Genomic DNA, 19042 nt, shown 5'->3' with positions numbered 1-19042 from the left:
CGCGCTTGCCATGGACACAAATGGTTGGTTGCGGGGGCCGGATTTGAACCGACGACCTTCGGGTTATGAGCCCGACGAGCTACCGAGCTGCTCCACCCCGCGTCCGAATTGTATTGCCACCACAAAAAGCAGAGCAGTTGCTTCTTGCTGTCTTCGTCTCCACTGCAGGCGCTAGCGCTTGCCATGAACACAAATAGTTGGTTGCGGGGGCCGGATTTGAACCGACGACCTTCGGGTTATGAGCCCGACGAGCTACCGAGCTGCTCCACCCCGCGTCAGAGGTCGCCCATAATAGGCGCCAACGCTGAGATTGCAAGTAAATATCCTAAAAAAAGTTTATTCGGGGATTAAACCGTCACATACTGCGCTCTTTTGCAACAAATCGCAGTTTTTTCAGGCAGCTAGCGATCTCTCGCCCCTCAGGCCCCTCCCCGCCTTTACCCTCTTTCCCATAAAAAAAGCCCGCACGACAAGGTGCGGGCGGGAGAATGCGCCGGGATCAGGCCAGCTGGTGCAACACGCTGGTCGCCGCAATCTGGGCGATGATGAGGCCGCACAGGGTCACGGAGACCACCACGGGGGCCGTCTCCTGCTGACGGTAGATGGGGCTGAACCAGAGCAGCAGGGCTGCGACCAGCAGGCTGGCCTGGGTCAGGACCCCTGGGATCAGCGGGTCGAGCCCGGCGCTACTCCCCTGCCAACCCACCAGCACCGCCAGCCAGATAAGACTCAGGATGGCGGAGACCAGCCCCGCCAGGGGCAGCAGCAGATTGAAGGCTTGCAGGCGGTGGCGGGCACGCAGCAGCATCAGGTGGGCAAAGGCCGACCCCAGCAGCACCATCTGCAGCAGGCCGCCGAGCCAGCCCTGGATCTGCATCAGACCCAGCCCGTAGAGGGCGAGCGGCATGGCGGGCAACCATAGCAGGGTGGCGGGGATGGCGCGCTTGCCCTCCAGGCGAGACTGGACCAGGGAGAGCACGATACCGAGCACCAGGGCGGCCCCCCCGCTCCAGATGAGCCAGCCCGCAACCTTGGCCTCCACCGCCAGCATCAGGGAGAGCCCGGTGATCACCCAGACCGAGAAGAGCTGGGTAGTGATCCGCGAGCGCTGGCCCGGGCAGAGATCCCCGCGCCACAGGACGAGCCCCACGGCGATCAGGGCTCCCAGGGCCATCAGACCGGTCAGGGGAAAGAGCCAAAAAGGAAGTTGGACGAACATAGGGTCTCCGGCAGCAGTCCGGGTGCGGGTGCACCCATCACAGGGTAAGGAAGGACAAGAGGCAGGGAGTATATCCAAACTCCCCCCGTCTTCCCAACGTCGCCGGTCAGCTTTGTCCCCGGGCAAGGGCGACCACCCGGGCAAACATCTGTTTGAGCACAGGGGGAATGTGCTCGCTGCCGAGGCGCTCCGCCTCCTCCACCACCGCCAGGGCCATGCCTGGCTTGCTGCGATGGTGGATCGCCTTGGCGATGATGCGCCCGGCGTTGAGGGTGGAGCGCCCCCCGACCCCCGCCTCACGCCGGAACACCCCCTCGAACCCGTTCTGGTAGAGGTAGTGCTCTATGTCTGCCGCCGGCAACTGGGTCAGCCGATCCCGCTCGCGCTCCCCTTTGAGCAGGGAGCGGGCGGAGCTTGCATACTTGGCGCCCGCCTCGTCACCGTCGGTGAGCAGGTGCCACTCTATGCCAAAGTCCCGGGCCACCTTGATGAGGGGAGCCTGGCCGCACTGGGCGAACTCGATGATGCGCACCCCCTCTGCCCGCAGGCTGTAGCCGCAGATCTGGGCCAGCTCCGAGAGCAGCCAGATCTCGGTCTCCCCTTCCACCAGCAGCCAGCAGCGGGCAAACATCGACATGGGCCTGTTGATGCGCACATGGAAGGCAATCTTGCGCAGATCGTCGCTGCTGTAGCGCTCCCCTCCCAACTGATGGCAGAGGATGTCCTGCTGGCGGCGCACCAGACGGCGCACCTGATTGAGGGGCAAGGAGGAGAGCAGGTCCCCCGAGTTGGTGGTGAGCAGCTTCTGGCCGGGCAACTGCTCCAGCAGACCCCAGGCCAGGGCCAGCATGGTGGGATGCAGGCGACTCTCGGGGTCTTCCAGCATCAGTATGGGTCTGGCCCCCTCCTCCAGCTCCCGGTTGCCCCGGGCGTGGAGCAGCATGGCCGCCATGCCCGCCATGGCCAGTTGCAGCGCCCGGTTGTCCGCATTGCGCAGCAGCACCTGCAGGTTGCCGGGATTGCGCAGGGTCATGGGGCGATTGACGATATCCCGCTGGCTGCGAGGCTTGTGCTTGATGGGCGCCAGGGCGCTGAAGTAGTGCTCCATCAACTGCTGCACCGCCTGCAGCGCCTCCTTGAGTTCTGGCTCGCCGATGCGCTGGGGCTCATCGGTGAGCTTGCCGGCCAGCTCGTCCAGCCGCTGCTCGCACAGATCCCCCCAGGGCAGCCGCTCGATACCATCCCTGGCGGTACGGGCATCCCGCAGCCTGAACACCGGATTCATGGTGATGAGCAGACGCACCAGCGCCTCGTTGTTGTCGATGGTCAGGCTCTTGCCGATGCCGTCGAGAAAGTCGTGGGTGGTGAGCACGCTGCCATCGTCCTGCAACTCGGCACTGGCACGATAATGCACCCGGTGGAACTTGTCCTTGTGCGGGATCCAGGCCGCCCCGAGGCGGGCCAGACGGCGGGAGTGCTGGCACATCTGGGGACGATACTCGCTGAAGGTGAGCACCAGTTGCAGCGTGCGCGAGGGTTCGAGCTCGGGATCTTCGGGCCGGTGAAAATCATCCTGACCAAATTGATAGGGCTCGGCATCCCCCAGCAGGCACCAGAGGGCCCGCAGCAGGCTGGATTTGCCCCAGGCGTTTTCGCCGATGAGCACAGTGGTGTTGTCCAGCCCGAGGGAGAGGCGATTTATTCCACGAAAACCTTTGACTTCAATGCGTTCCAGAAACATGCGGCCATATCCAGTCCATCCTGATGGCGCAATAGTGGCAAAGTTGCCGGAAAAATCCTATCGGGTTACGGCGTTTTCAGCGGGAACTGTGAGGAACGAGCGGTTCGGGCGGCGTCGGCTGGGTGGCGCGATAGAGGGGGGCATTCCAGTGGTTGAACCAGAGATGGCGAGTACGGGTCTGACGTTTGCGATGATTCAATGGGCATTCCTTTCAATGGACAAGAGACAGAGGGTACACCTCTTTTGCCCAGAGTCTCAGGGTTATCTGTGACAGGAGAATGACAACTGGGCTCGCCACTGGCCCGGGCTCAGGCCGAACGCCTCCCGAAAGCGGTTGCCAAAATGGGCCTGGGAGGAGAAGCCGCACTGGGCGGCGATGCTGGCCAGAGGCTCGCTTCCCGCCAGCAACTGCTTGGCCCGCTTGAGCCGCAGCCCGAGCAGGTAGCGGTGAGGCGGACAGCCCAGGCTCTGCCCGAACATCCGGGCGAAGTGGTATTCGCTCAGACCCGCCTCCCGGGCGAGCTCTCCCAGGGTGATCGGCTCGGCCAGGTGAGCCTGCAGATACTCCTGCACCCGGCGCACCACGGCCGGGGCCAGGCCGCCGCGCACCTCCGGCAGCGCCGGGGCCTCGCGGGTGTGATGGCGATAGGCGTGCAACATCAGCATCCAGGCACCGTGGGAGAGTGCCATGCGATCGATGCCGTGCTGCCAGTCCAGCTTCATCAATTGCCCCTGTACCAGGGCCGCCGCCTGGGGATCGTCGATGAAGGTCTTGTCTTCCAGTTGCAGATGACGCCCCTCCTTGTCGCACGCCTGCTCGGCGATACGGGTGAAGTGGGCGGGGGTGAAGTAGAGGTGGAAAAAGCGAAACTCCTCGCGCACCAGCCACTCGGACCTGTGGTGATCCGGCATGATGCACACCTTGCCGGCACCGCCATAGCCACCGGGGCCGTCCAGCCGCTCGGTCTGCTCGCCCCCCTGCAGGTAGACGCTGATGGTGTGGTTGCCCGGCTTGTAGTAGCGGGTCTGATCGTAGCGGTTGCACCAGCTCGCCACCCCGAGTCCGGGCTCCAGCCAACAGGAGTCCTCCAGCCTGGCACCGGTGCTCACCAGGGCATCAAAGACCCCCGCCAGTCTTGTCTGCTGCATGGCATGCTGCACGCTTGTCTCCCTCTCCGGCACTTGCCGCCCCTTTCCGCCCCTTTCCTGTCGCCATCTTATCGCGCCTCATGGTCAAAGGCTGCGCCTCCGTTGAAAAAACCGCAAGATGGTGCAAGCCGGCGCCCCGCCTCACGGTTCATGCTGATCACATCATCTTCTCTTGATGGGATCACACCATGAATCTGATGCTCTATGTTTCCACCGTCCTCATCTGGGGCAGCACCTGGATTGCCATCGCCTGGCAGCTCGGCCCCATCCCCATCGAAGTCTCGGTGCTCTATCGTTTCGCCCTGGCAGCCCTGGCCCTGTTCGCCCTGCTCACGGTGAGCGGCAAGTTTCCGCGCCTGCCCTGGGCGGGCCAGCGATATGCTGCCCTGCTCGGCGCGTTGCTCTTTTCCACCAACTTCCTCTGTTTCTACCACGCCACCCTCTATATTCCGAGCGGCCTGTCGGCGGTGATCTTCGCCAGTGCCAGCATCTTCAACGGCCTCAATCTCTGGCTGTTCGAGGGTAAACGACCGGGCCTGCGCTGGCTGCAAGGATCGTTGCTGGGGCTGCTTGGCACCCTGCTGCTCTTCTGGCCGGTGCTGGCGGATGCGCAACTGGGTGCAAACGGCTGGAAGGGCTTGCTCTTTGCCTGCGCCGGCACCCTCTGCTTCTCCCTGGGCAACCTGGTCTCCGCCCGGGGACAGCGCCAGGGCTATCACGTATTGCAGATGGTACCCTGGGGCATGGTCTACGGCGTGGCGCTGCTGCTGGGCTGGGTCACGGTACTCGGTCAGTCACTCACCCTGCCCACCGACCCGCGCTACCTCGCCGCCATGGTCTATCTGGCCATCTTCGGCTCCGTCATCGCCTTCACCGCCTACCTCACCCTGGTGGGGCGCATCGGTGCCAGCAAGGCGGCCTACGCCACCGTGCTCTTCCCCCTGGTGGCCCTCACCCTCTCCACCTTCTATGAAGGCTTTGTCTGGCAGACGGTCTCCATCGTCGGCGTGGTGGTGAGCCTTATCGGCAACCTGGTGATCTTCGCACCCCCCGTCAAGGCGTGGCGCTGGCCGCTATCAAGGGCCGCAAACGGTACTTGCCCCTGATGCCACCAGCCCCTAAGGTAACCGCGTCCAACACACGAGGAGGGAGGACGCATGTTACTGGAAGGGCTGGAGACACTCTGCCTGCTGGCAAGCGAGGGCACCATGGCCAAGGTTGCAAGCCGCCTCTATATCAGTCAGTCGGCGGTCAGCAAGCGCATCGCCCAGCTGGAGCAGCGCCTTGGCAAGAAGCTCATCGAGCCGGATGGCCGTCATATCCGCCTCACTCCCCAGGCCCGTGAACTGCTCGCCCGGGTAGCCCCGAGCCTCGCCGAAATGAAGGGGGTGTTGGCGGACAGCCAGATCCTCACGGATCAGACCCCTCTGTCCATCGCCTGCTCCGAAACCCTGCTGGCGGGCTACCTCGCCCGCTTCATGCACGCCTACCTTGAACGGGATCCCCACATTGCCCTCTCTACCCACCACACCCCGGTCATTCTGGCCCGGGTGCGCGGCGGGGATGCCCTGCTCGGGATCTGCGCCGGTCGCCTGCCGCCGGGCCATGGGCTGTGTGCCGAACGGCTGCTGGAGGAGCCCTTCTATCTGGTGGGGGACGCTCTGGATGAGGCGGCGCAGCCGGATCACCAGAGCGCCTTGCAAGAAACGGTGACCAGCAAGCAACTGACTGAAGGCGACGTGAGTCAGGGGATGCAGGGCAAGGTGCGCAAGATCCTGACCATGGATCTGGAGAACCCCTCCAACCGCTATCTGCGCGAGCCCCTGGCCGCCCTCGGGCTTATCCCCGCCATGGAGCTCGATTCCTACCTGGCGCTGATCGAGCTGGCCAAGGCAGGCATTGGCCCCGTGCTCCTGCCCGCCGGCCTGCTGGCGCTGGTGGGTGAGCAGGGGACACAGGCACGCCCCCTGCCGGGACTGGGCCGCCCGCTCCACCTGGTCTATCGGCCAAACAGCCTCAAGCGCGATCGCATTGCCCGCCTGGTGCAGGCGCTGCAAGCCCATTTCCGGCAACTGACGGCACTGGGCTGAAACGCAAGAGGGCCCGATCTGCGATCGGGCCCTCGTCATGGGGGGTACCGGCTCAGCCCAGCCAGGCAAAGAGCTCGGGGTACTGGCTCCACACCAGCTTGGCGGACATCACCAGGGAGACGGTCACCAGCAGCGGCTTGATGAGCTTCACCCCTTTCTTGAGTACCAGCTTGGAGCCCATGCGCGCCCCGATGAACTGCCCCAGCGCCATGCACAGCCCCACGCTCCACACCACCTTGCCCCCCAGGGTGAAAAAGAGCAGAGAAGCGATGTTGGAGGTGAAGTTGAGCAGCTTGGTGTGGGCGGTGGCCCGCGCCATGCCAAAGCCCGCCAGGGCCACGAAACCGATGGCAAAAAACGACCCCGTGCCCGGCCCGAAGAAGCCGTCATAAAAGCCCACACCCCCGCCCACCAGCAGGGCGAACGCCATGGGGGTGAGGCGGCGCTGGCTCTCCGCATCGCTCACCCTGGGGGAGAAGTAGAAGTAGCAGGCAAACGCCATCAGCAGGAAGGGGAGCAGCCGCTCCAGGATGGCGGCATCGATGGTCTGCACCGCCAGAGTGCCGATGGCCGCCCCGATGAAGGTGCAGATGACCGCCGGCCAGATGATGGCCCACTCAAGGAGCCCCTTGCGGGCATAAAACCAGGTGGCGGAGAAGGAACCGAAACTGCTCTGCAACTTGTTGGTGCCAAGCACCAGGGCCGGCGGCATGCCGGTGGCCAGCAGGGCCGGCACCGTCAAAAGCCCCCCGCCCCCGGCGATGGCATCGATAAAGCCGGCGACGAGGGCCACCCCGAACAGGGCGACCAGGGTGAGCAGTTCCAGTTCCATCCATAGACCTCGTGTGATTGGCGGCGCCCGGCATGGCCTGGAGCCTGAAGGAGTCAACAGGTCGCTATCCTAGCGAGGGCGGGCTCATGAAGCCAACGAAACAATGGCAGCCAACTGATTCTCTATTTTCATCAATCAGCGTGCGAGAGGGCCTGTGCTTTGATAACCGCCACCCCCTGCAGCAGGGGCGCTTCATCCGCACCGGGCGCACGGCTCACCCGGCCAGCCATGTAGCGGCTGCTGATGAGGATTAATCCAGAGCGCGGTTCTGGCCCTTGATGGCCTCCAGCCCCTCCAGCAGGGGCACTTCATCAGCGCCGGGTGCACGGCTTACCCGGCCAGCCATGTAGCGGCTGCTGAAGAGATTGAACCAGAGCTGCAGCGCTTGTCCCGCCCGCAGCTCCCCGGCCACTTCCAGCACGCAGGCGGCCACCTCGGCAGTGCACAGGTGCTCGTCGCTGTGGGCGACGCGCATGCCGTAGGTAGAGAGCACATCCGGCTTGATGGCGAGCACCGGGAAACCGTCCAGATAGGGACTCTTGTTGAACATCTTGCGCGCCTCGGGCCAGGTGCCGTCCAGCAGGATGAACAGCGGCTTCTTGCCGGGAGCCAGTACCACCTCGCCGGTCAGGCGGTCGGGCGCTTTTTCGCAGGCGGGAAAGACCACGTAGGGCTGCCAGGCGGGATCCGCCAGCAGGGCCAGCAGCTCGGGATGGGGTTCGGTACGCGACCAGAGAAAGGCCCAAGTGGAATCCGGCAGCACGTCGGCGATGAGGCGCCCGGTGTTGGAGGGCTTCATAGGCTCGCTGTCATACATCATGAGGCAGAAACCGGCCTCGGCCTTGATCGCCGGGCGCCAGTCGCAGGCACACCAGTCGTGGCGCAGCTGGCAGGCATCGCAGCGTGGCACGCTGCCGCCACGGGCAAGAAAGGGTCGGGTCGAGACGCTCTTGCGCCAGATGCGCAGGCGGTTGACGGCGTGATCGGGGATGGGCTTCATGGAACGCGGCTCTGACGGTGCCTGTGGCGGGACAAAAGGGGGCTGATTGTAACGGCGCGCCCTCCTGGCGGCAAGGCTTGCCAGGCGGCGCCCTGCCCCCTTCCCTCCCCGCGTTCTGCCCGCCTCGCCCCCATGAAAAAAGGGGCCCTGAGGCCCCTACTCACCATCCGTTGCAACCGGGTCTGGCGACGTCAGACCGCCTTTCGCAGGATCTGCTCCAGATAGTGCGCGAAGCTGTGGCCGTGGTGCTCCAGCAGTTTCGGGAACATGGAGATGGAGGTCATGCCCGGGAAGGTGTTGATCTCGTTGAGCAAAATCTCCCCTTCTTCGGTCAGGAAGAAGTCGATGCGCGACAGATGGGTCAGCTTGAGCTGACGGAACGCCTTGAGGGCGTACTCGTGGATGGCGTCGGCCTGGGCCTGAGTCAGCCCCTCGGCCTTGAGCGCGGTCTCGGTGTGACTGGCGCTGCTGTACTTCTCTTCATAGGTGTAGAACTTGTCCTGGGGTACGCAGATCTCCCCCGGATAGGTGGCCACCAGCTCGTCACCATACTGGTAGACCGCCACTTCCAGCTCACGGGGCTTGACCGCTTTTTCGATCAATACCTGCTCGGAGTAACCGAAGGCATCGGCAATGCCCTTCACCAGATCTGCCTCGTTGCTGGCGGAGTAGCAACCCACGGAAGAGCCCTGGGAAGCCGCCTTGATGAAGACCTTGCCCCACTTGGCCAGCGCCGCTTTCGCCTCGGTCAGGCTCGCCTCGCCCTGCTCGGTCAGGAACAGATAGGGGGTATTGGGGATGCCGATGGCGGTGAGCCACAGCTTGGTGGTGATCTTGTTGAAGCACACCTTGCTCGCCTCGGCGTCACAACCCAGATAAGGCAGGCCGGCCAGCTCGAGGAAGGATTGCAGATCGCCGGTCTCACCGGGATAACCGTGGATGCAGGGCACCACGTAGTCCACCGGACGGGCCACGCTGTCGAACGAGAGCAGCTTGTCCAGCCCCAGCTTGCACTCGCGACCGTCGGCGCTGAGCCAGCGGTCGGCAAACATCTCGACCCGGGTCACTTCGATGCCGGGCAGGAGCCCGAGCTGTTTTTCGAGGAAATTGGCGCTGCGCAGCGAGACTTCGTGCTCGGAGCCGCCACCGCCGCACAGCAGCAAGACATGCATGTTCTTCATTAGATGTGATCCCTTGGGAGAAGCGGCTTCGTCATCACCATGTCAAACCCAACCGCATGAAAACCGGACGAAGCCATAAACGAACATAAGTGCGGGCAGTGTAGCAAGGGAGGGGAAGCCTTGTCAGCCGATGGGGCGCACCTCCCCCTGCCCGGGCAGATAAAAGTCTCTTCCTGTGTCAGAAACAGGATGAAATGCGCTCAGCGGGGGGGATCGACCCGCCCGGCGCCATTGCCGTTGACCCGAAACCAGCCGGCAATGCTGTAGCGCTCCCGGCTTGCGGGCAGCACCTCGTGGGGAAACTCTTCAGACAGGAAGAGCACCAGCCGCCCGCCCCGGGGGGAGACATCCATCAGAAACTGCTCGCTGTCGTCATAGACCCGCAATATTCCCCCCGCCTCTGGCTGCCAGTCGTTGTTCAGGTAGAACACCGAGGTGAGCCGGCGGTTGGATCGCCCGGCGAAGGCGTCGCGATGGGTGGCGTAGAAGTCCCCCTGACGGTAGCGGGCAAAGTGGGCCTCGTAGTCGAATAGCCCCAGCATCAGGCTGCGATTGGCGGCCAGACGCAGGGACTCCATCCGGGCCAGATAGTCGGCCACCGGCGCGCCGAGGGAGGCGTCGAGCCAGTGGATCTGATCCCGACGGATATCGCGGTTGTCCTGATGCAGGGTCTCGCGCCCGATCCCCGCCGGTCGCCACTCGTCCGGCAGGCAAGCCTTGAGGGCATCCACCTCGGCGGCGGTTAAAAAATCATCCACTATCACCCAACCCCGGGTGTAGATGGCATCCATGACGGCTTGATAGTCCAAGATAGGCTCGCAGCGAGGGGAGAGAGTGCGCTTTGTAGCGACTTCGGACCATCGGCACAAACCGGATTGCTTCTCTTGAGAAGTCCCGCCATCAATAGGAGTCTGGGGGGCACAGACGCCCTCCCACTTGCTCCCCGGCCCTCGGCCCGTTAACGTGCAAGGATTGTCCCCCGGGCGCCTTGTCGCCCCTCTTGCATCAGGAGAAACCATGCCCCTGCCCCTCATCCCCCTGCAACGACTCGATGGCACGGCCTGGTCCACCGCCGATCTGCAGGGCCGTGTCGTGCTGGTGGTCAACGTGGCAAGCCGCTGCGGTTTTACCCCCCAATACACCGGGCTTGAGGCCCTCTATCGCCAGTTCGGCCCCCAAGGCTTCGAGATCCTGGGCTTTCCCTGCGATCAGTTTGGCCATCAGGAGCCGGGCGATGCCGAGGAGATCGCCCGCTTCTGCTCTCTCGACTACCCGGTCAGCTTCCCCCTGATGGCCAAATGCGAGGTCAACGGCGCCGGGGCCCACCCCCTCTATCGCTGGCTCAAGGAGCAAAGGCCCGGACTCCTTGGCAGCGAGGCCATCAAGTGGAACTTCACCAAGTTCCTGATTGACCGAGAAGGCCGGGTGGTGGAGCGCTTCGCCCCCCAGACCAGGCCGGAGGATCTGGTGCAGGCCATCGAGGGACTGCTCTGACGGGCGTGCGCCGCTCGCGACACGGCTGCTGCGCGTGCGCCTCGCATCTGCTATATTACGCGCCCACTGTCTCTTGTGCGGTCGCTTTGCCGGGCTCAGGCCCAGCCTCGATGGCGGCCCACCCTATTTTCCATGTCGTGACGGACCAAGGCTGCCGTCACCCGTTGAGCCCAAGGCTCGGAGTGTCCCTCGAACATGTCATTCAATGAACTGGGTCTGTCACCGCACATCCTGCGGGCCGTCAAGGAGCTGGGTTACGAACAACCCACCCCCATCCAGCAGCAAGCCATTCCCGCCATCCTGGCCGGGCAGGACGTGCTGGGCGGCGCCCAGACAGGCACGGGCAAGACGGCCGGTTTCACCCTGCCCATGCTTCATCGACTGCTGGCCAACCACGGTCGTGGCGGTCGTCGCCAGGTGCGAGCCCTGGTGCTGACCCCGACCCGGGAGCTGGCCGCCCAGGTGGGCGAGAGCATCATCAAATATGCCCACCACCTGCCGTTTCGTACCCTGATCGCCTATGGCGGCGTCAGCATCAAGCCGAACCTGGACGCCATCAAGCTCGGGGTCGACATTCTGGTCGCCACCCCGGGCCGCCTGCTGGATCTGCTGACCCAGGGCGCCCTGACCCTGAGCGCCCTCGAGGTACTGGTGCTGGATGAAGCGGACAGAATGCTCGACATGGGGTTCATCACCGACATTCGCCGCATCATGAAGGCCCTGCCGGAGGAGCGTCAGACCCTGCTCTTCTCCGCCACCTTCTCCAATGACATCAAGGCGCTGGCGGACGATCTGCTCAAGGATCCCACCCTCATCGAGGTGGATCCCAGCAACACCGCCGCCGAGCAGGTAAGCCAGCGCATCATCCAGGTCGATCGGGAGCGTCGCCGGGAGATGCTCTCCCACATGATTGGCCGTGGCAACTGGCAGCGGGTGCTGGTGTTCGTGCGCACCAAGCAGATTGCCGACAGGCTCGCCCAGCAAATGCAGAAAGATGGCCTGGATACGGTCGCCATCCACGGTGACAAGAGCCAGGGGGCCCGCAACCGGGCGCTGGCGGATTTTCGTGAAGGCAAGGTGCGGGTGCTGGTTGCCACCGACATCGCCGCTCGCGGCCTGGACATCGATCAACTGCCCCACGTGATCAACTTCGAGCTGCCCCAGATGGCGGAGGATTACATCCACCGCATCGGCCGCACCGGCCGCGCCGGCCGTGGCGGCGAGGCCATCTCTCTGGTGAGCCAGGACGAGCTGGGTCAGCTCAAGGAGATCGAGGCGCTGATCGGCCAATCCCTGACCGTGGAGATCCTGGAAGGATACGAGCCGAGCGGCAAGCCGAGCCGCCAGACCCTGCCGGGCAGCAAGCCGGTGCAAAACCCGCCCCGCGCCCGTGGCCATGCCAACGCCAAGGGCAAGCCCGCCGCCGGGAAAGGCAAAGGGGATGGCGCCAAGAAGCCGGCTCAGCCTGCGCAAAACAAGTCCCGCAAGCGGGAAGTAGTGGGCGAGGACATCGGTTTCGCCCCCATGCGCCGTCTGCCCAAGGCCCAGCGGGGCGACTATCAGGACAACTCCAACGAGGAGTGAGACGGTGCGAGCCCTGCGTCCTGAACAACAAAAAACCGCCCGAGGGCGGTTTTTTCATGCTCTAGCGCCCTTAACCGGCGGCCAAGGCCATGTGCAGCAGCGGATAGGGCTTGCCCTGGCCATCCAGGGGGGAGCGCCCCGTCACCTCGAAGCCCAGGTGCTGGTAGAAGCCGACAGCCTGGGCATTCTGTTCGTTGACGTCCACGCGAGTCGCCCCCAGACAACGGATGGCGTGGTCCACTAGCTGGCGGCCGACCCCTCCCCCTCTCGCCTCGGGGGCGATGAAGAGCATCTCGATGTATTTTATCTAGTGATAAAATACATCTCACAATTACATCTAGTACGTCACAATTAATAGCGCCATATTAATCCACACCATCAATCAATATTTACAGGCCAGATTTCTTTGGTATAGGAGATATTATTCCATCTATCATGATTTGCCCTGGCATTATAGATGTTTGAGATTGATAGCTTTGCGCCGTAGCGAGAAGTTCGGGCTGTGCGATTGGTTTAAGTGCCTCGATAACTTCAACAATAGAAAACTCTCGTCGTGAAACCAACTCTTTGACTACCTGCCGATGAGAGGGTATTGGCAACGCGACTTCCTTTGGCATTTCGGCATCAGCATATATAAACTGCTGCACTATTCCCCATGCACTAAAAAAAACTTCCATAAAAGACTGATCATAAGGCAATGGGCATATGATTAGATTTTTCCTATCATCCTTTTTAATTTTATCAGAAGCTCCTTGGCTGGCTGGCACAATACCAACCCTCAGCCCATTAGCTGCCTCAAGTTGAGTCTGATTTATTTTTACGGTTGTTCCAATATATCTATCTCCATCTGTAGTACCAAGGAAAAGATCTGCCTTCCATAATCCGTTGATACTTGTTGGAAGAGATAATCTTGTTGTTGGGCGACGAAACGCCGCAGCCAAAGTGTTCAGATATCCTTTCAACTTTGGAGGCTGAGACTGCTTCCCTGTCAAAAGTCTAGAATCATCAGTAAGAACCTTTTCAGCCGTTGCAATTAACTGACTTGCTCCTTTTTTCTCTGCACCGAAAAGTATTGATTGATACGCCTTACCAGGAACTTTACATAATTTTAGGGCATCCTCTACACGTTCGAGCACATCAGAGTCTTTTTGCAAGATTGCATCATGAACAGCATATTCGAAACAAATTCCACAATCTCCATCGCCAGCACGATAAAGACGAGGAAGCATTTTAAGTTTTACACCAGACAATCCACCAACTTCATTAGCGACATCTGCCTTCAGACTTTGTAGCAACCCGTCCAAAATTGGTCTAACTACTGCGATCAGAGCTGCGACTTCACCAGCTACAGCATTTTGTTGGGTTTCAGAACGAACAGATATAGTTGACATAAAATCCCTCTTTTATCATTTTTGTTATGCTTTACCATCGAAGTGTTTATCGTTAGATTTTTCACCTCTAGCTAAATTAATAAATCCTAACTATTACCTGCTCCTAACTGCCTGGAGCAAGGCGGAGACATCCGGGCCAAAGGTGCGGCAGCGAATGGCTTCGCGAATGGCGCTCTCGCTGTAGCGACTGGCGGGGTAGACCACCACGCAGGCGGTGTCACCGGGAGCGAGGAAGTGGGTCTCGCCAAAGGGGGTGTAGCGGGTGGCGCCAATGCTGATGAGCGCATGGGCCGGGCGCCCCGCCTGGGCCAGCAGCCCCTGGATATGCTCGGCCGGGCCTTCGTCCTGCTGATGGTTGAACTTGTCGATGGCCCACGCCAGCAACTGACCGTGGAAGTAGCTGTAGTCCACCGCCGCGCTGTCGATCCCGTAGGGGTGCAGCTCCCCGTCCCGCTCCAGATAGCAGGCGATGCGGTAGTCATCGAGCTCGCATCCTGCGGCAAAGTGGGTCAGGGGCAGCAGGTTCGCGGCCAGCCCCTTGCTCTCTTCACCCCAGTTCTTCTTCTCGCTGATCTTTTTGGCATTGGGGCGACGGATGGAGCAGTCGTTGTAGGCGCCAAACGCCTTGGGATGGATGGCCACCACCTGCTCCCCCGCGTACTCCAGCTCGCACCACAGTGCCACCTCGGGTTCAATCTGCACCTTCTCATCCCCGCTCACCGCCGCCTCCGGCAGGAAGATGGCCTCGCCGCTCAGGGGAAAGACCCCGAGCTGGCCGGGATGGTTCGGCACATAGAAGGGGAACAGCGCCTTGGGGGCGACCTTGTCGTCAACCTTGACGGCGACGAAGTCCGCCGCCTCCCCTGCCTGCTCCAGGTGACCGGCGAAGTTGCCCGCCACGCCCAGTCCGATAAAGGGGGTCTGTGAGGTGATCTGCATCTGTGGCTCCACTGGCGCGGCCGGGGCCGCCGCCTCGTTGTCGTTGTTCAGGGCGGAAATACCGCCAAAGAGGGAGCTTATTAGAGCACAGCCCCCGTACGGCGCCCAGCCACCGGGCCACAAGCTGTGCACCAGGGCGGGTTTTCCCTCACCATCTGGTCATAAAGTCGGCAATCGATGCGAAGCTGTGATCCCGATGCTTGGGAGAGCCCGGCGCTTTTGCTAGGCTGCCCTATTAATTTGCCGTTCGGGAGCCGTAGCAAGGCCATGACCACCCACTTTCAGGGGCGCTTCGAGTTGGAGTTCAAATACCGCCTGACGGACAGCGCCGCTTTTCTGCATACCCTCACGGCCCTCGGCCCCGAGGTGATGGTGGCGGACAATCATGAGCAGGACTGCTACTTCGACACGGCTGACGGCGCCCTGGCCCGGGAGGAGAAGAGCCTGATCATCCGCACCATGGCCCCCAGCGGCATCCGGCTCTGGATAGTCAAAGGGCCCGGACCCGATCGCTGCGAGGCGGTCAACATCACCGACGCCGACAAGGCGACCAGCATGGTGCGAACCCTGGGCTACCGGCCGGTGCTGACCATCGACAAGCGGCGCAGCATCTATTTTCTGGGGGCCTTCCACGTCACGGTGGATCACCTGGCAGGTGTCGGTGATTTTGCCGAGCTCGCCATCATGACTGACGACGAGGCCGCCCTGCCCGCCTACCGCGCGCAACTGCTGGCGCTGGCTAGCCGGCTGGGACTGGCGCCCGAGATGCGGGAAACCCGCTCCTATCGCACCCTGTGCGAGCAGCGAGCCCCCCTTTGACAAGCGGCAACAAGAGGAATCTGCCCATGATTGACAAACTCGCCTGGCTGACCTTCAAGGAGGGACAACTGCTGTGCGCCCGCTCCCACGGCAAGGATATCTACTACATTCCGGGGGGCAAGCGCGAGCCGGGCGAGAGCGACGAGGCGGCCCTCGTTCGTGAAATCGAGGAAGAGCTCGCGGTCACCCTGAAACCCGACACCCTGGTGTTCGCCTGCGAGTTCAGCGCCCAGGCGGACGGCAAGCCGCAAGGGGTGAATGTCAATCTGCGTTGCTACACGGGGGACGCCGACGGCACACCCGTCGCCTCGGCGGAGATCGCCGAGCTGCGCTGGCTGGACAGCCGCCACCTGGCCGAAGTCTCCCCCGTCTCCCGCCTGCTGTTCCAGTGGCTGGCAGCGCAGGGACTGATCCATTAAGAGACGGCGCACCTGACCGGATGACGATGGCACCGGCAGGAGAGTCCGCGCCCGAGACGTTAATCCCCCACGTGGGCCAAGAGAGAAGATGAGGACATTCGATGGAGATCCTTGAGGTCGAGAGTACCAGAGGCATCAAACCGGCGCTGATCGCCCTGCTGCAAGATTGCGTGGCCAGCGGTGCCTCGGTGGGCTTTCTGCCTCCCCTGCAGGAAGAGCAGGGGCTGGCGTACTGGCAAGGCATCGAGGGGGAGCTGGCGGATGGAGTGCGCAAGCTCTGGGTGGCGTTTGATCAGCACCATCTGGTGGGCGCCCTGCAGCTCTCCCTGTGCACCAAGGCCAACGGGGGCCACAGGGCCGAAGTGGAAAAGCTGATGGTCCACAGCCAGGCCCGTGGCAAGGGGGTGGGCCGCGCACTGATGAACGCCATGGAGCAAGGGGCCCGGGACGCCAGGCGTACCTTGCTGGTGCTGGATACCCGGGTCGGCGACGTGGCCTCCAGCCTCTATCGCCAGCTCGGCTATCAGGAGGCCGGCCAGATCCCGGACTTCGCCCGCAATGGGGACGGCACCCTGGCCGCCACCCAGTTCTTCTACAAGCAGCTCTGAGGCAGACGGCCTGGCAAGATCGGACAGCGTACCGGTCTTGCCCCTCCAAGGCTCGGCGCACATAGGTTTTTGGTTCAATCAGACTCATCGGCAAGGAGCCATCATGATATTGGAAGTCGCCCATCTGCAGATCATTCCCGGCAAGGCCACTGACTTCGAGCAGGCCTTCGCCCGGGCCCAGCACATCATCAGCGCCATGCCCGGCTACCTGGGCCACCAGTTGCAGCGTGCCCTGGACGATCCCCATCACTACCTGCTGCTGGTGCAGTGGGAACGGTTGGAAGATCACACCCGGGGGTTCAGGGGCTCACCCCAGTACCAGGAGTGGAAGGCCCTGCTGCACCACTTCTACGACCCCTTCCCCAGGGTCGATCATTTTCAGGATGCAACACCGATCAGCGCCGCAAGCTGAACCTTGATCAGACAGTCCCGTCACGGGCTGATCAATGGCGTCAGGCCAGTCGCTCGGCCCTGTGGGCAATCTGCGGATCGGCAAAGGCGCTCTGGGCCGCGATGAGCTGCAGCTCGTAGGCATTCGCCTCCCAGGTCTGTCTCAGCACCGCATCCACCGCGGCGTTGGTGCGCTCGAAGGCACTCACCCCCTCATATCCCGCCTGCAGGTTGGCCAGCATCAGGGCGCTGATGAGATCCCCCACGCCCACCGGCTGGCGCGCGAAATCGTAAAGGGGACGGGCGATCAGATAGTCACCCTCGGGGGTGGCAAGCAGCATCTCGAAGCGGCCGGGGACGCTGGCGGCGCGACCCAGGTGCTTGACCAGCACCATCTTCACCCCCTTCTCCAGCAACTGGCGTGCGGCGACCCGGGTCTGGGCCAGGGTTGTCAGATGGACATCGCACAGGGTCTCCAGCTCCAGCAGATTGGGGGCCATGATGTCCGCCACCGGCAGGGCCTGCTCGGTGAGAAAGCGGGTGACGCCCGGGGCGACGATGCACCCCTTCTCCGGATGCCCCATCACGGGATCGCAGAAATAGAGGGCCGCCGGATTGGCTTGCTTCACCGCCGCCACCACCGCGAGGATCTCGTCCCCCTGCTCCGCCGAGCCCAGATAGCCGCTCAGCACCGCATCGCAGCGCGCCAGCACCTCGATATTGCAAAGCCCCTGGCACAAGGCGGCAATGTGGCCCGCCGGCATCGCCATTCCCTGCCAACCCGCCTCGTACTGGGTGTGGTTCGAGAACTGCACCGTATTGATGGGCCACACCTCCATGCCGAGACGGCGCATGGGGAACACGGCGGCGCTGTTGCCGGCACAGCCAAACACCACGTGGGACTGGATAGAGAGAATGCGTTTCATCGACACCACCGCACAAGAAGCCTGAGGAAAAGAGGCAATATATCGGATGGAGAGACGGCTCTTCCAGCAATTAACGCCCTGACTCCCTATTTATGCTTCTGCAGGCCTAACCTGCCGCATATTTGACCGCCGCTACCCTGTTTCTGCACAACCCTGGAGCCATCTGCCCCGCTGCTGCGGGGTGATAAATGTATCTGCACACCTCTTGTCTGATGGCATACAAGGTGATTTTTAAACCAGCCATGAACAGTCGGGATCAAGGATGAGGTCCGATGAAAAGGCGGCAGTCGGCAGTCGCAAAATAAGGCAACAAGGGCAAGGGTCAGGGAGGCGTCGGAAGATCACAAGGACGAACGCGGCCTGCCCTTGCCTGACACCGTGGCAACGGCAAGCCATACGAAGTGGCGACAGCAAGTCGCCAGCAGTCATCAGAGGGAGCGCGGTGCCCTTGGGCGTCTCAATCCCGGGCGAAGTGGTAGACCCAGCCTTCGTCCGGTGCCATCTCGTCCGGCAGGTCCACCAGGGCGGGCAGCGAGGTGACGACCCCTTCGGCCGCATATTGCAGGGCCATCAGGGCGCAGAGCGCGGCATCATAGGGATCCGTTCCAGGGATGAGGGACGCCGGCAGGTGGGGTTGCAGCTCGGGCCGCACCACAGAGGCTTTGCCCCCCATTTTGGCCAAGGCGGGATAGACCTCCAGCACCGCGCGCCCGGCAGCCCTCGCCTGTTTTGGCACCAGTTGCAGATCCCCGAGACGCGGCAGCATGGAGAGGGCCAGGGTGGCGTTGTTGCCGAGCCTGTCGAAGGTTGCGGAGAGGGGCTTCTTGCCATAGTGCTGATGGAGCCAGCGCTCGCAATCCCGGTAGGCGTAAGGGTTGTCAATCTCCCGCTGAGGCACGGGAAAGCCGCTCCCCCGCCCCGCCAGCAGATCGGCGAGGGCGCGGGGAAAGGCCAGGGGCGCATCGATGCCGAGAGCAAGGCGCGGGCAGGCCAGCACCTGCATCAGCGCCACCTCGTCTTGCAGGGCCGGGCGCAGCAGGGCATCCAGATCCGGCGCGACCCGGGAGCTCAGCCGAAACAGGGGGGAGATCCCGAGCCAGTGCAGACGGGACTCCCGGGCCTGCCAACCCACCACCGCCACCGCCTGGGCATTACCCTGCCAGCCCCTCACGTCCCAACCGATGCCGATGGCGTCCATGTGTTCCGTTGTCATGCCCCTGTTACCTCTGTGCAGCCTTGATGGAGCACAGGGTAATGGCT

Annotated in this window: 20 protein-coding genes, 2 tRNA genes and 1 pseudogene; 8 read left to right on the top strand and 15 right to left on the bottom strand. The window is 62.8% G+C overall.

The features are described 5' to 3' along the window. Positions 1 to 25 precede the first annotated feature (25 nt). The 6 genes from ACB037_RS19460 to ACB037_RS19435 all read right to left on the bottom strand — a co-directional run bounded on the left by ACB037_RS19460 (position 26) and on the right by ACB037_RS19435 (position 4109). Positions 26 to 102 (bottom strand) — tRNA-Met (locus tag ACB037_RS19460). Between the two features lie 96 nt (positions 103 to 198). Beyond that, positions 199 to 275: transfer RNA gene (locus ACB037_RS19455), tRNA-Met, on the bottom strand. 224 nt (positions 276 to 499) lie between these two features. Next, positions 500 to 1219 (bottom strand): hypothetical protein, encoded by a 720-nt coding sequence (locus tag ACB037_RS19450; RefSeq protein WP_180906908.1) that lies wholly within the window; start codon positions 1217 to 1219, stop codon positions 500 to 502. Positions 1220 to 1325: 106 nt separating this feature from the next. Further along, positions 1326 to 2960 carry an ATP-dependent endonuclease gene (locus tag ACB037_RS19445; protein ID WP_010674859.1) on the bottom strand — a complete coding sequence of 545 codons (1635 nt, stop codon included), beginning with the start codon at positions 2958 to 2960 and terminating at the stop codon, positions 1326 to 1328. Between the two features lie 76 nt (positions 2961 to 3036). Beyond that, positions 3037 to 3159 carry a hypothetical protein gene (locus ACB037_RS19440; RefSeq protein WP_256094327.1) on the bottom strand — a complete coding sequence of 41 codons (123 nt, stop codon included), beginning with the start codon at positions 3157 to 3159 and terminating at the stop codon, positions 3037 to 3039. Between the two features lie 62 nt (positions 3160 to 3221). After that, entirely contained in the window at positions 3222 to 4109 is an 888-nt protein-coding gene (locus ACB037_RS19435; protein ID WP_371175783.1) for a helix-turn-helix domain-containing protein, read from the bottom strand. A 188-nt stretch (positions 4110 to 4297) separates the two neighbouring features. On the opposite strand from ACB037_RS19435, the gene ACB037_RS19430 reads away from it, so the two are divergent. Together ACB037_RS19430 and ACB037_RS19425 are read left to right on the top strand one after the other, a co-directional pair. After that, positions 4298 to 5215 (top strand): DMT family transporter, encoded by a 918-nt coding sequence (locus ACB037_RS19430; RefSeq protein WP_041215090.1) that lies wholly within the window; start codon positions 4298 to 4300, stop codon positions 5213 to 5215. A gap of 51 nt (positions 5216 to 5266) precedes the next feature. Beyond that, on the top strand, positions 5267 to 6199 hold the full coding sequence (locus ACB037_RS19425; RefSeq protein ID WP_279989290.1) for a LysR family transcriptional regulator: 933 nt from the start codon (positions 5267 to 5269) through the stop codon (positions 6197 to 6199). Between the two features lie 52 nt (positions 6200 to 6251). Here the strand turns inward: ACB037_RS19425 and ACB037_RS19420 are convergent, their stop codons facing one another. The 4 genes from ACB037_RS19420 to ACB037_RS19405 all read right to left on the bottom strand — a co-directional run bounded on the left by ACB037_RS19420 (position 6252) and on the right by ACB037_RS19405 (position 10021). After that, positions 6252 to 7031 (bottom strand): TSUP family transporter, encoded by a 780-nt coding sequence (locus ACB037_RS19420; protein ID WP_202043615.1) that lies wholly within the window; start codon positions 7029 to 7031, stop codon positions 6252 to 6254. 250 nt (positions 7032 to 7281) lie between these two features. Beyond that, positions 7282 to 8031 carry a tRNA-uridine aminocarboxypropyltransferase gene (locus tag ACB037_RS19415; protein ID WP_371175782.1) on the bottom strand — a complete coding sequence of 250 codons (750 nt, stop codon included), beginning with the start codon at positions 8029 to 8031 and terminating at the stop codon, positions 7282 to 7284. Positions 8032 to 8222: 191 nt separating this feature from the next. Next, on the bottom strand, positions 8223 to 9212 hold the full coding sequence (locus ACB037_RS19410; RefSeq protein WP_041215087.1) for a D-alanine--D-alanine ligase: 990 nt from the start codon (positions 9210 to 9212) through the stop codon (positions 8223 to 8225). Positions 9213 to 9412: 200 nt separating this feature from the next. Beyond that, positions 9413 to 10021 carry a 2OG-Fe(II) oxygenase gene (locus ACB037_RS19405; RefSeq protein WP_041211488.1) on the bottom strand — a complete coding sequence of 203 codons (609 nt, stop codon included), beginning with the start codon at positions 10019 to 10021 and terminating at the stop codon, positions 9413 to 9415. 208 nt (positions 10022 to 10229) lie between these two features. On the opposite strand from ACB037_RS19405, the gene ACB037_RS19400 reads away from it, so the two are divergent. Beyond that, entirely contained in the window at positions 10230 to 10706 is a 477-nt protein-coding gene (locus ACB037_RS19400; protein ID WP_371175781.1) for a glutathione peroxidase, read from the top strand. Positions 10707 to 10901: 195 nt separating this feature from the next. Further along, complete coding sequence (locus ACB037_RS19395) at positions 10902 to 12290, top strand: DEAD/DEAH box helicase (RefSeq protein ID WP_010674869.1); 1389 nt, start codon at positions 10902 to 10904, stop codon at positions 12288 to 12290. 70 nt (positions 12291 to 12360) lie between these two features. Here the strand turns inward: ACB037_RS19395 and ACB037_RS19390 are convergent. The 3 genes and pseudogenes from ACB037_RS19390 to ACB037_RS19380 all read right to left on the bottom strand — a co-directional run. Beyond that, a pseudogene (locus ACB037_RS19390) lies at positions 12361 to 12588 on the bottom strand (GNAT family N-acetyltransferase); the annotation flags it as partial. Between the two features lie 91 nt (positions 12589 to 12679). Then, the gene (locus tag ACB037_RS19385) at positions 12680 to 13681 is read right to left on the bottom strand and encodes a hypothetical protein (RefSeq protein WP_319855495.1); all 1002 of its coding nucleotides are present in this window, start codon (positions 13679 to 13681) and stop codon (positions 12680 to 12682) included. Positions 13682 to 13774: 93 nt separating this feature from the next. Further along, a complete protein-coding gene (locus tag ACB037_RS19380) occupies positions 13775 to 14620 on the bottom strand; it encodes a DUF5718 family protein (protein ID WP_371175780.1) in 846 nt (281 codons plus the stop codon). A 267-nt stretch (positions 14621 to 14887) separates the two neighbouring features. Here ACB037_RS19380 and ACB037_RS19375 point away from each other — a divergent pair, with 267 nt between their 5' ends. The 4 genes from ACB037_RS19375 to ACB037_RS19360 all read left to right on the top strand — a co-directional run bounded on the left by ACB037_RS19375 (position 14888) and on the right by ACB037_RS19360 (position 16878). Further along, positions 14888 to 15439, top strand: coding sequence for a class IV adenylate cyclase (locus ACB037_RS19375; RefSeq protein ID WP_371175779.1), 552 nt, complete (start codon positions 14888 to 14890; stop codon positions 15437 to 15439). Between the two features lie 26 nt (positions 15440 to 15465). After that, entirely contained in the window at positions 15466 to 15858 is a 393-nt protein-coding gene (locus ACB037_RS19370) for an NUDIX domain-containing protein (RefSeq protein WP_042016568.1), read from the top strand. A gap of 101 nt (positions 15859 to 15959) precedes the next feature. Beyond that, positions 15960 to 16466 (top strand): GNAT family N-acetyltransferase, encoded by a 507-nt coding sequence (locus ACB037_RS19365; protein ID WP_010674875.1) that lies wholly within the window; start codon positions 15960 to 15962, stop codon positions 16464 to 16466. A gap of 103 nt (positions 16467 to 16569) precedes the next feature. After that, the gene (locus tag ACB037_RS19360; RefSeq protein WP_371175778.1) at positions 16570 to 16878 is read left to right on the top strand and encodes an antibiotic biosynthesis monooxygenase; all 309 of its coding nucleotides are present in this window, start codon (positions 16570 to 16572) and stop codon (positions 16876 to 16878) included. A 40-nt stretch (positions 16879 to 16918) separates the two neighbouring features. Here the strand turns inward: ACB037_RS19360 and pdxY are convergent, their stop codons facing one another. Both pdxY and ACB037_RS19350 read right to left on the bottom strand, forming a co-directional pair. Further along, on the bottom strand, positions 16919 to 17782 hold the full coding sequence (gene pdxY / locus ACB037_RS19355) for a pyridoxal kinase PdxY (RefSeq protein WP_371175777.1): 864 nt from the start codon (positions 17780 to 17782) through the stop codon (positions 16919 to 16921). Between the two features lie 457 nt (positions 17783 to 18239). Then, entirely contained in the window at positions 18240 to 18995 is a 756-nt protein-coding gene (locus tag ACB037_RS19350; protein WP_371175776.1) for a DUF429 domain-containing protein, read from the bottom strand. Positions 18996 to 19042: the final 47 nt, after the last annotated feature.

The organism is Aeromonas sp. S19(2024), assembly GCF_041402625.1.
GTDB lineage: Bacteria > Pseudomonadota > Gammaproteobacteria > Enterobacterales > Aeromonadaceae > Aeromonas > Aeromonas caviae.
Note: the sequence above shows the minus strand (reverse complement) of the source record. Positions and strands in the feature narration are given on the sequence as shown.

Bases quoted from the DNA above. Each gene is read 5' to 3' on its own strand.
- pdxY (WP_371175777.1), bottom strand. From the start codon at position 17,782: ATGAAACGCATTCTCTCTATCCAGTCCCACGTGGTGTTTGGCTGTGCC.
- ACB037_RS19380 (WP_371175780.1), bottom strand. From the start codon at position 14,620: ATGCAGATCACCTCACAGACCCCCTTTATCGGACTGGGCGTGGCGGGC.
- ACB037_RS19435 (WP_371175783.1), bottom strand. From the start codon at position 4,109: ATGCAGCAGACAAGACTGGCGGGGGTCTTTGATGCCCTGGTGAGCACC.
- ACB037_RS19350 (WP_371175776.1), bottom strand. From the start codon at position 18,995: ATGACAACGGAACACATGGACGCCATCGGCATCGGTTGGGACGTGAGG.
- ACB037_RS19415 (WP_371175782.1), bottom strand. From the start codon at position 8,031: ATGAAGCCCATCCCCGATCACGCCGTCAACCGCCTGCGCATCTGGCGC.
- ACB037_RS19385 (WP_319855495.1), bottom strand. From the start codon at position 13,681: ATGTCAACTATATCTGTTCGTTCTGAAACCCAACAAAATGCTGTAGCT.
- ACB037_RS19445 (WP_010674859.1), bottom strand. From the start codon at position 2,960: ATGTTTCTGGAACGCATTGAAGTCAAAGGTTTTCGTGGAATAAATCGC.
- ACB037_RS19360 (WP_371175778.1), top strand. From the start codon at position 16,570: ATGATATTGGAAGTCGCCCATCTGCAGATCATTCCCGGCAAGGCCACT.
- ACB037_RS19370 (WP_042016568.1), top strand. From the start codon at position 15,466: ATGATTGACAAACTCGCCTGGCTGACCTTCAAGGAGGGACAACTGCTG.
- ACB037_RS19365 (WP_010674875.1), top strand. From the start codon at position 15,960: ATGGAGATCCTTGAGGTCGAGAGTACCAGAGGCATCAAACCGGCGCTG.
- ACB037_RS19410 (WP_041215087.1), bottom strand. From the start codon at position 9,212: ATGAAGAACATGCATGTCTTGCTGCTGTGCGGCGGTGGCGGCTCCGAG.
- ACB037_RS19420 (WP_202043615.1), bottom strand. From the start codon at position 7,031: ATGGAACTGGAACTGCTCACCCTGGTCGCCCTGTTCGGGGTGGCCCTC.
- ACB037_RS19425 (WP_279989290.1), top strand. From the start codon at position 5,267: ATGTTACTGGAAGGGCTGGAGACACTCTGCCTGCTGGCAAGCGAGGGC.
- ACB037_RS19430 (WP_041215090.1), top strand. From the start codon at position 4,298: ATGAATCTGATGCTCTATGTTTCCACCGTCCTCATCTGGGGCAGCACC.
- ACB037_RS19395 (WP_010674869.1), top strand. From the start codon at position 10,902: ATGTCATTCAATGAACTGGGTCTGTCACCGCACATCCTGCGGGCCGTC.
- ACB037_RS19450 (WP_180906908.1), bottom strand. From the start codon at position 1,219: ATGTTCGTCCAACTTCCTTTTTGGCTCTTTCCCCTGACCGGTCTGATG.
- ACB037_RS19375 (WP_371175779.1), top strand. From the start codon at position 14,888: ATGACCACCCACTTTCAGGGGCGCTTCGAGTTGGAGTTCAAATACCGC.
- ACB037_RS19400 (WP_371175781.1), top strand. From the start codon at position 10,230: ATGCCCCTGCCCCTCATCCCCCTGCAACGACTCGATGGCACGGCCTGG.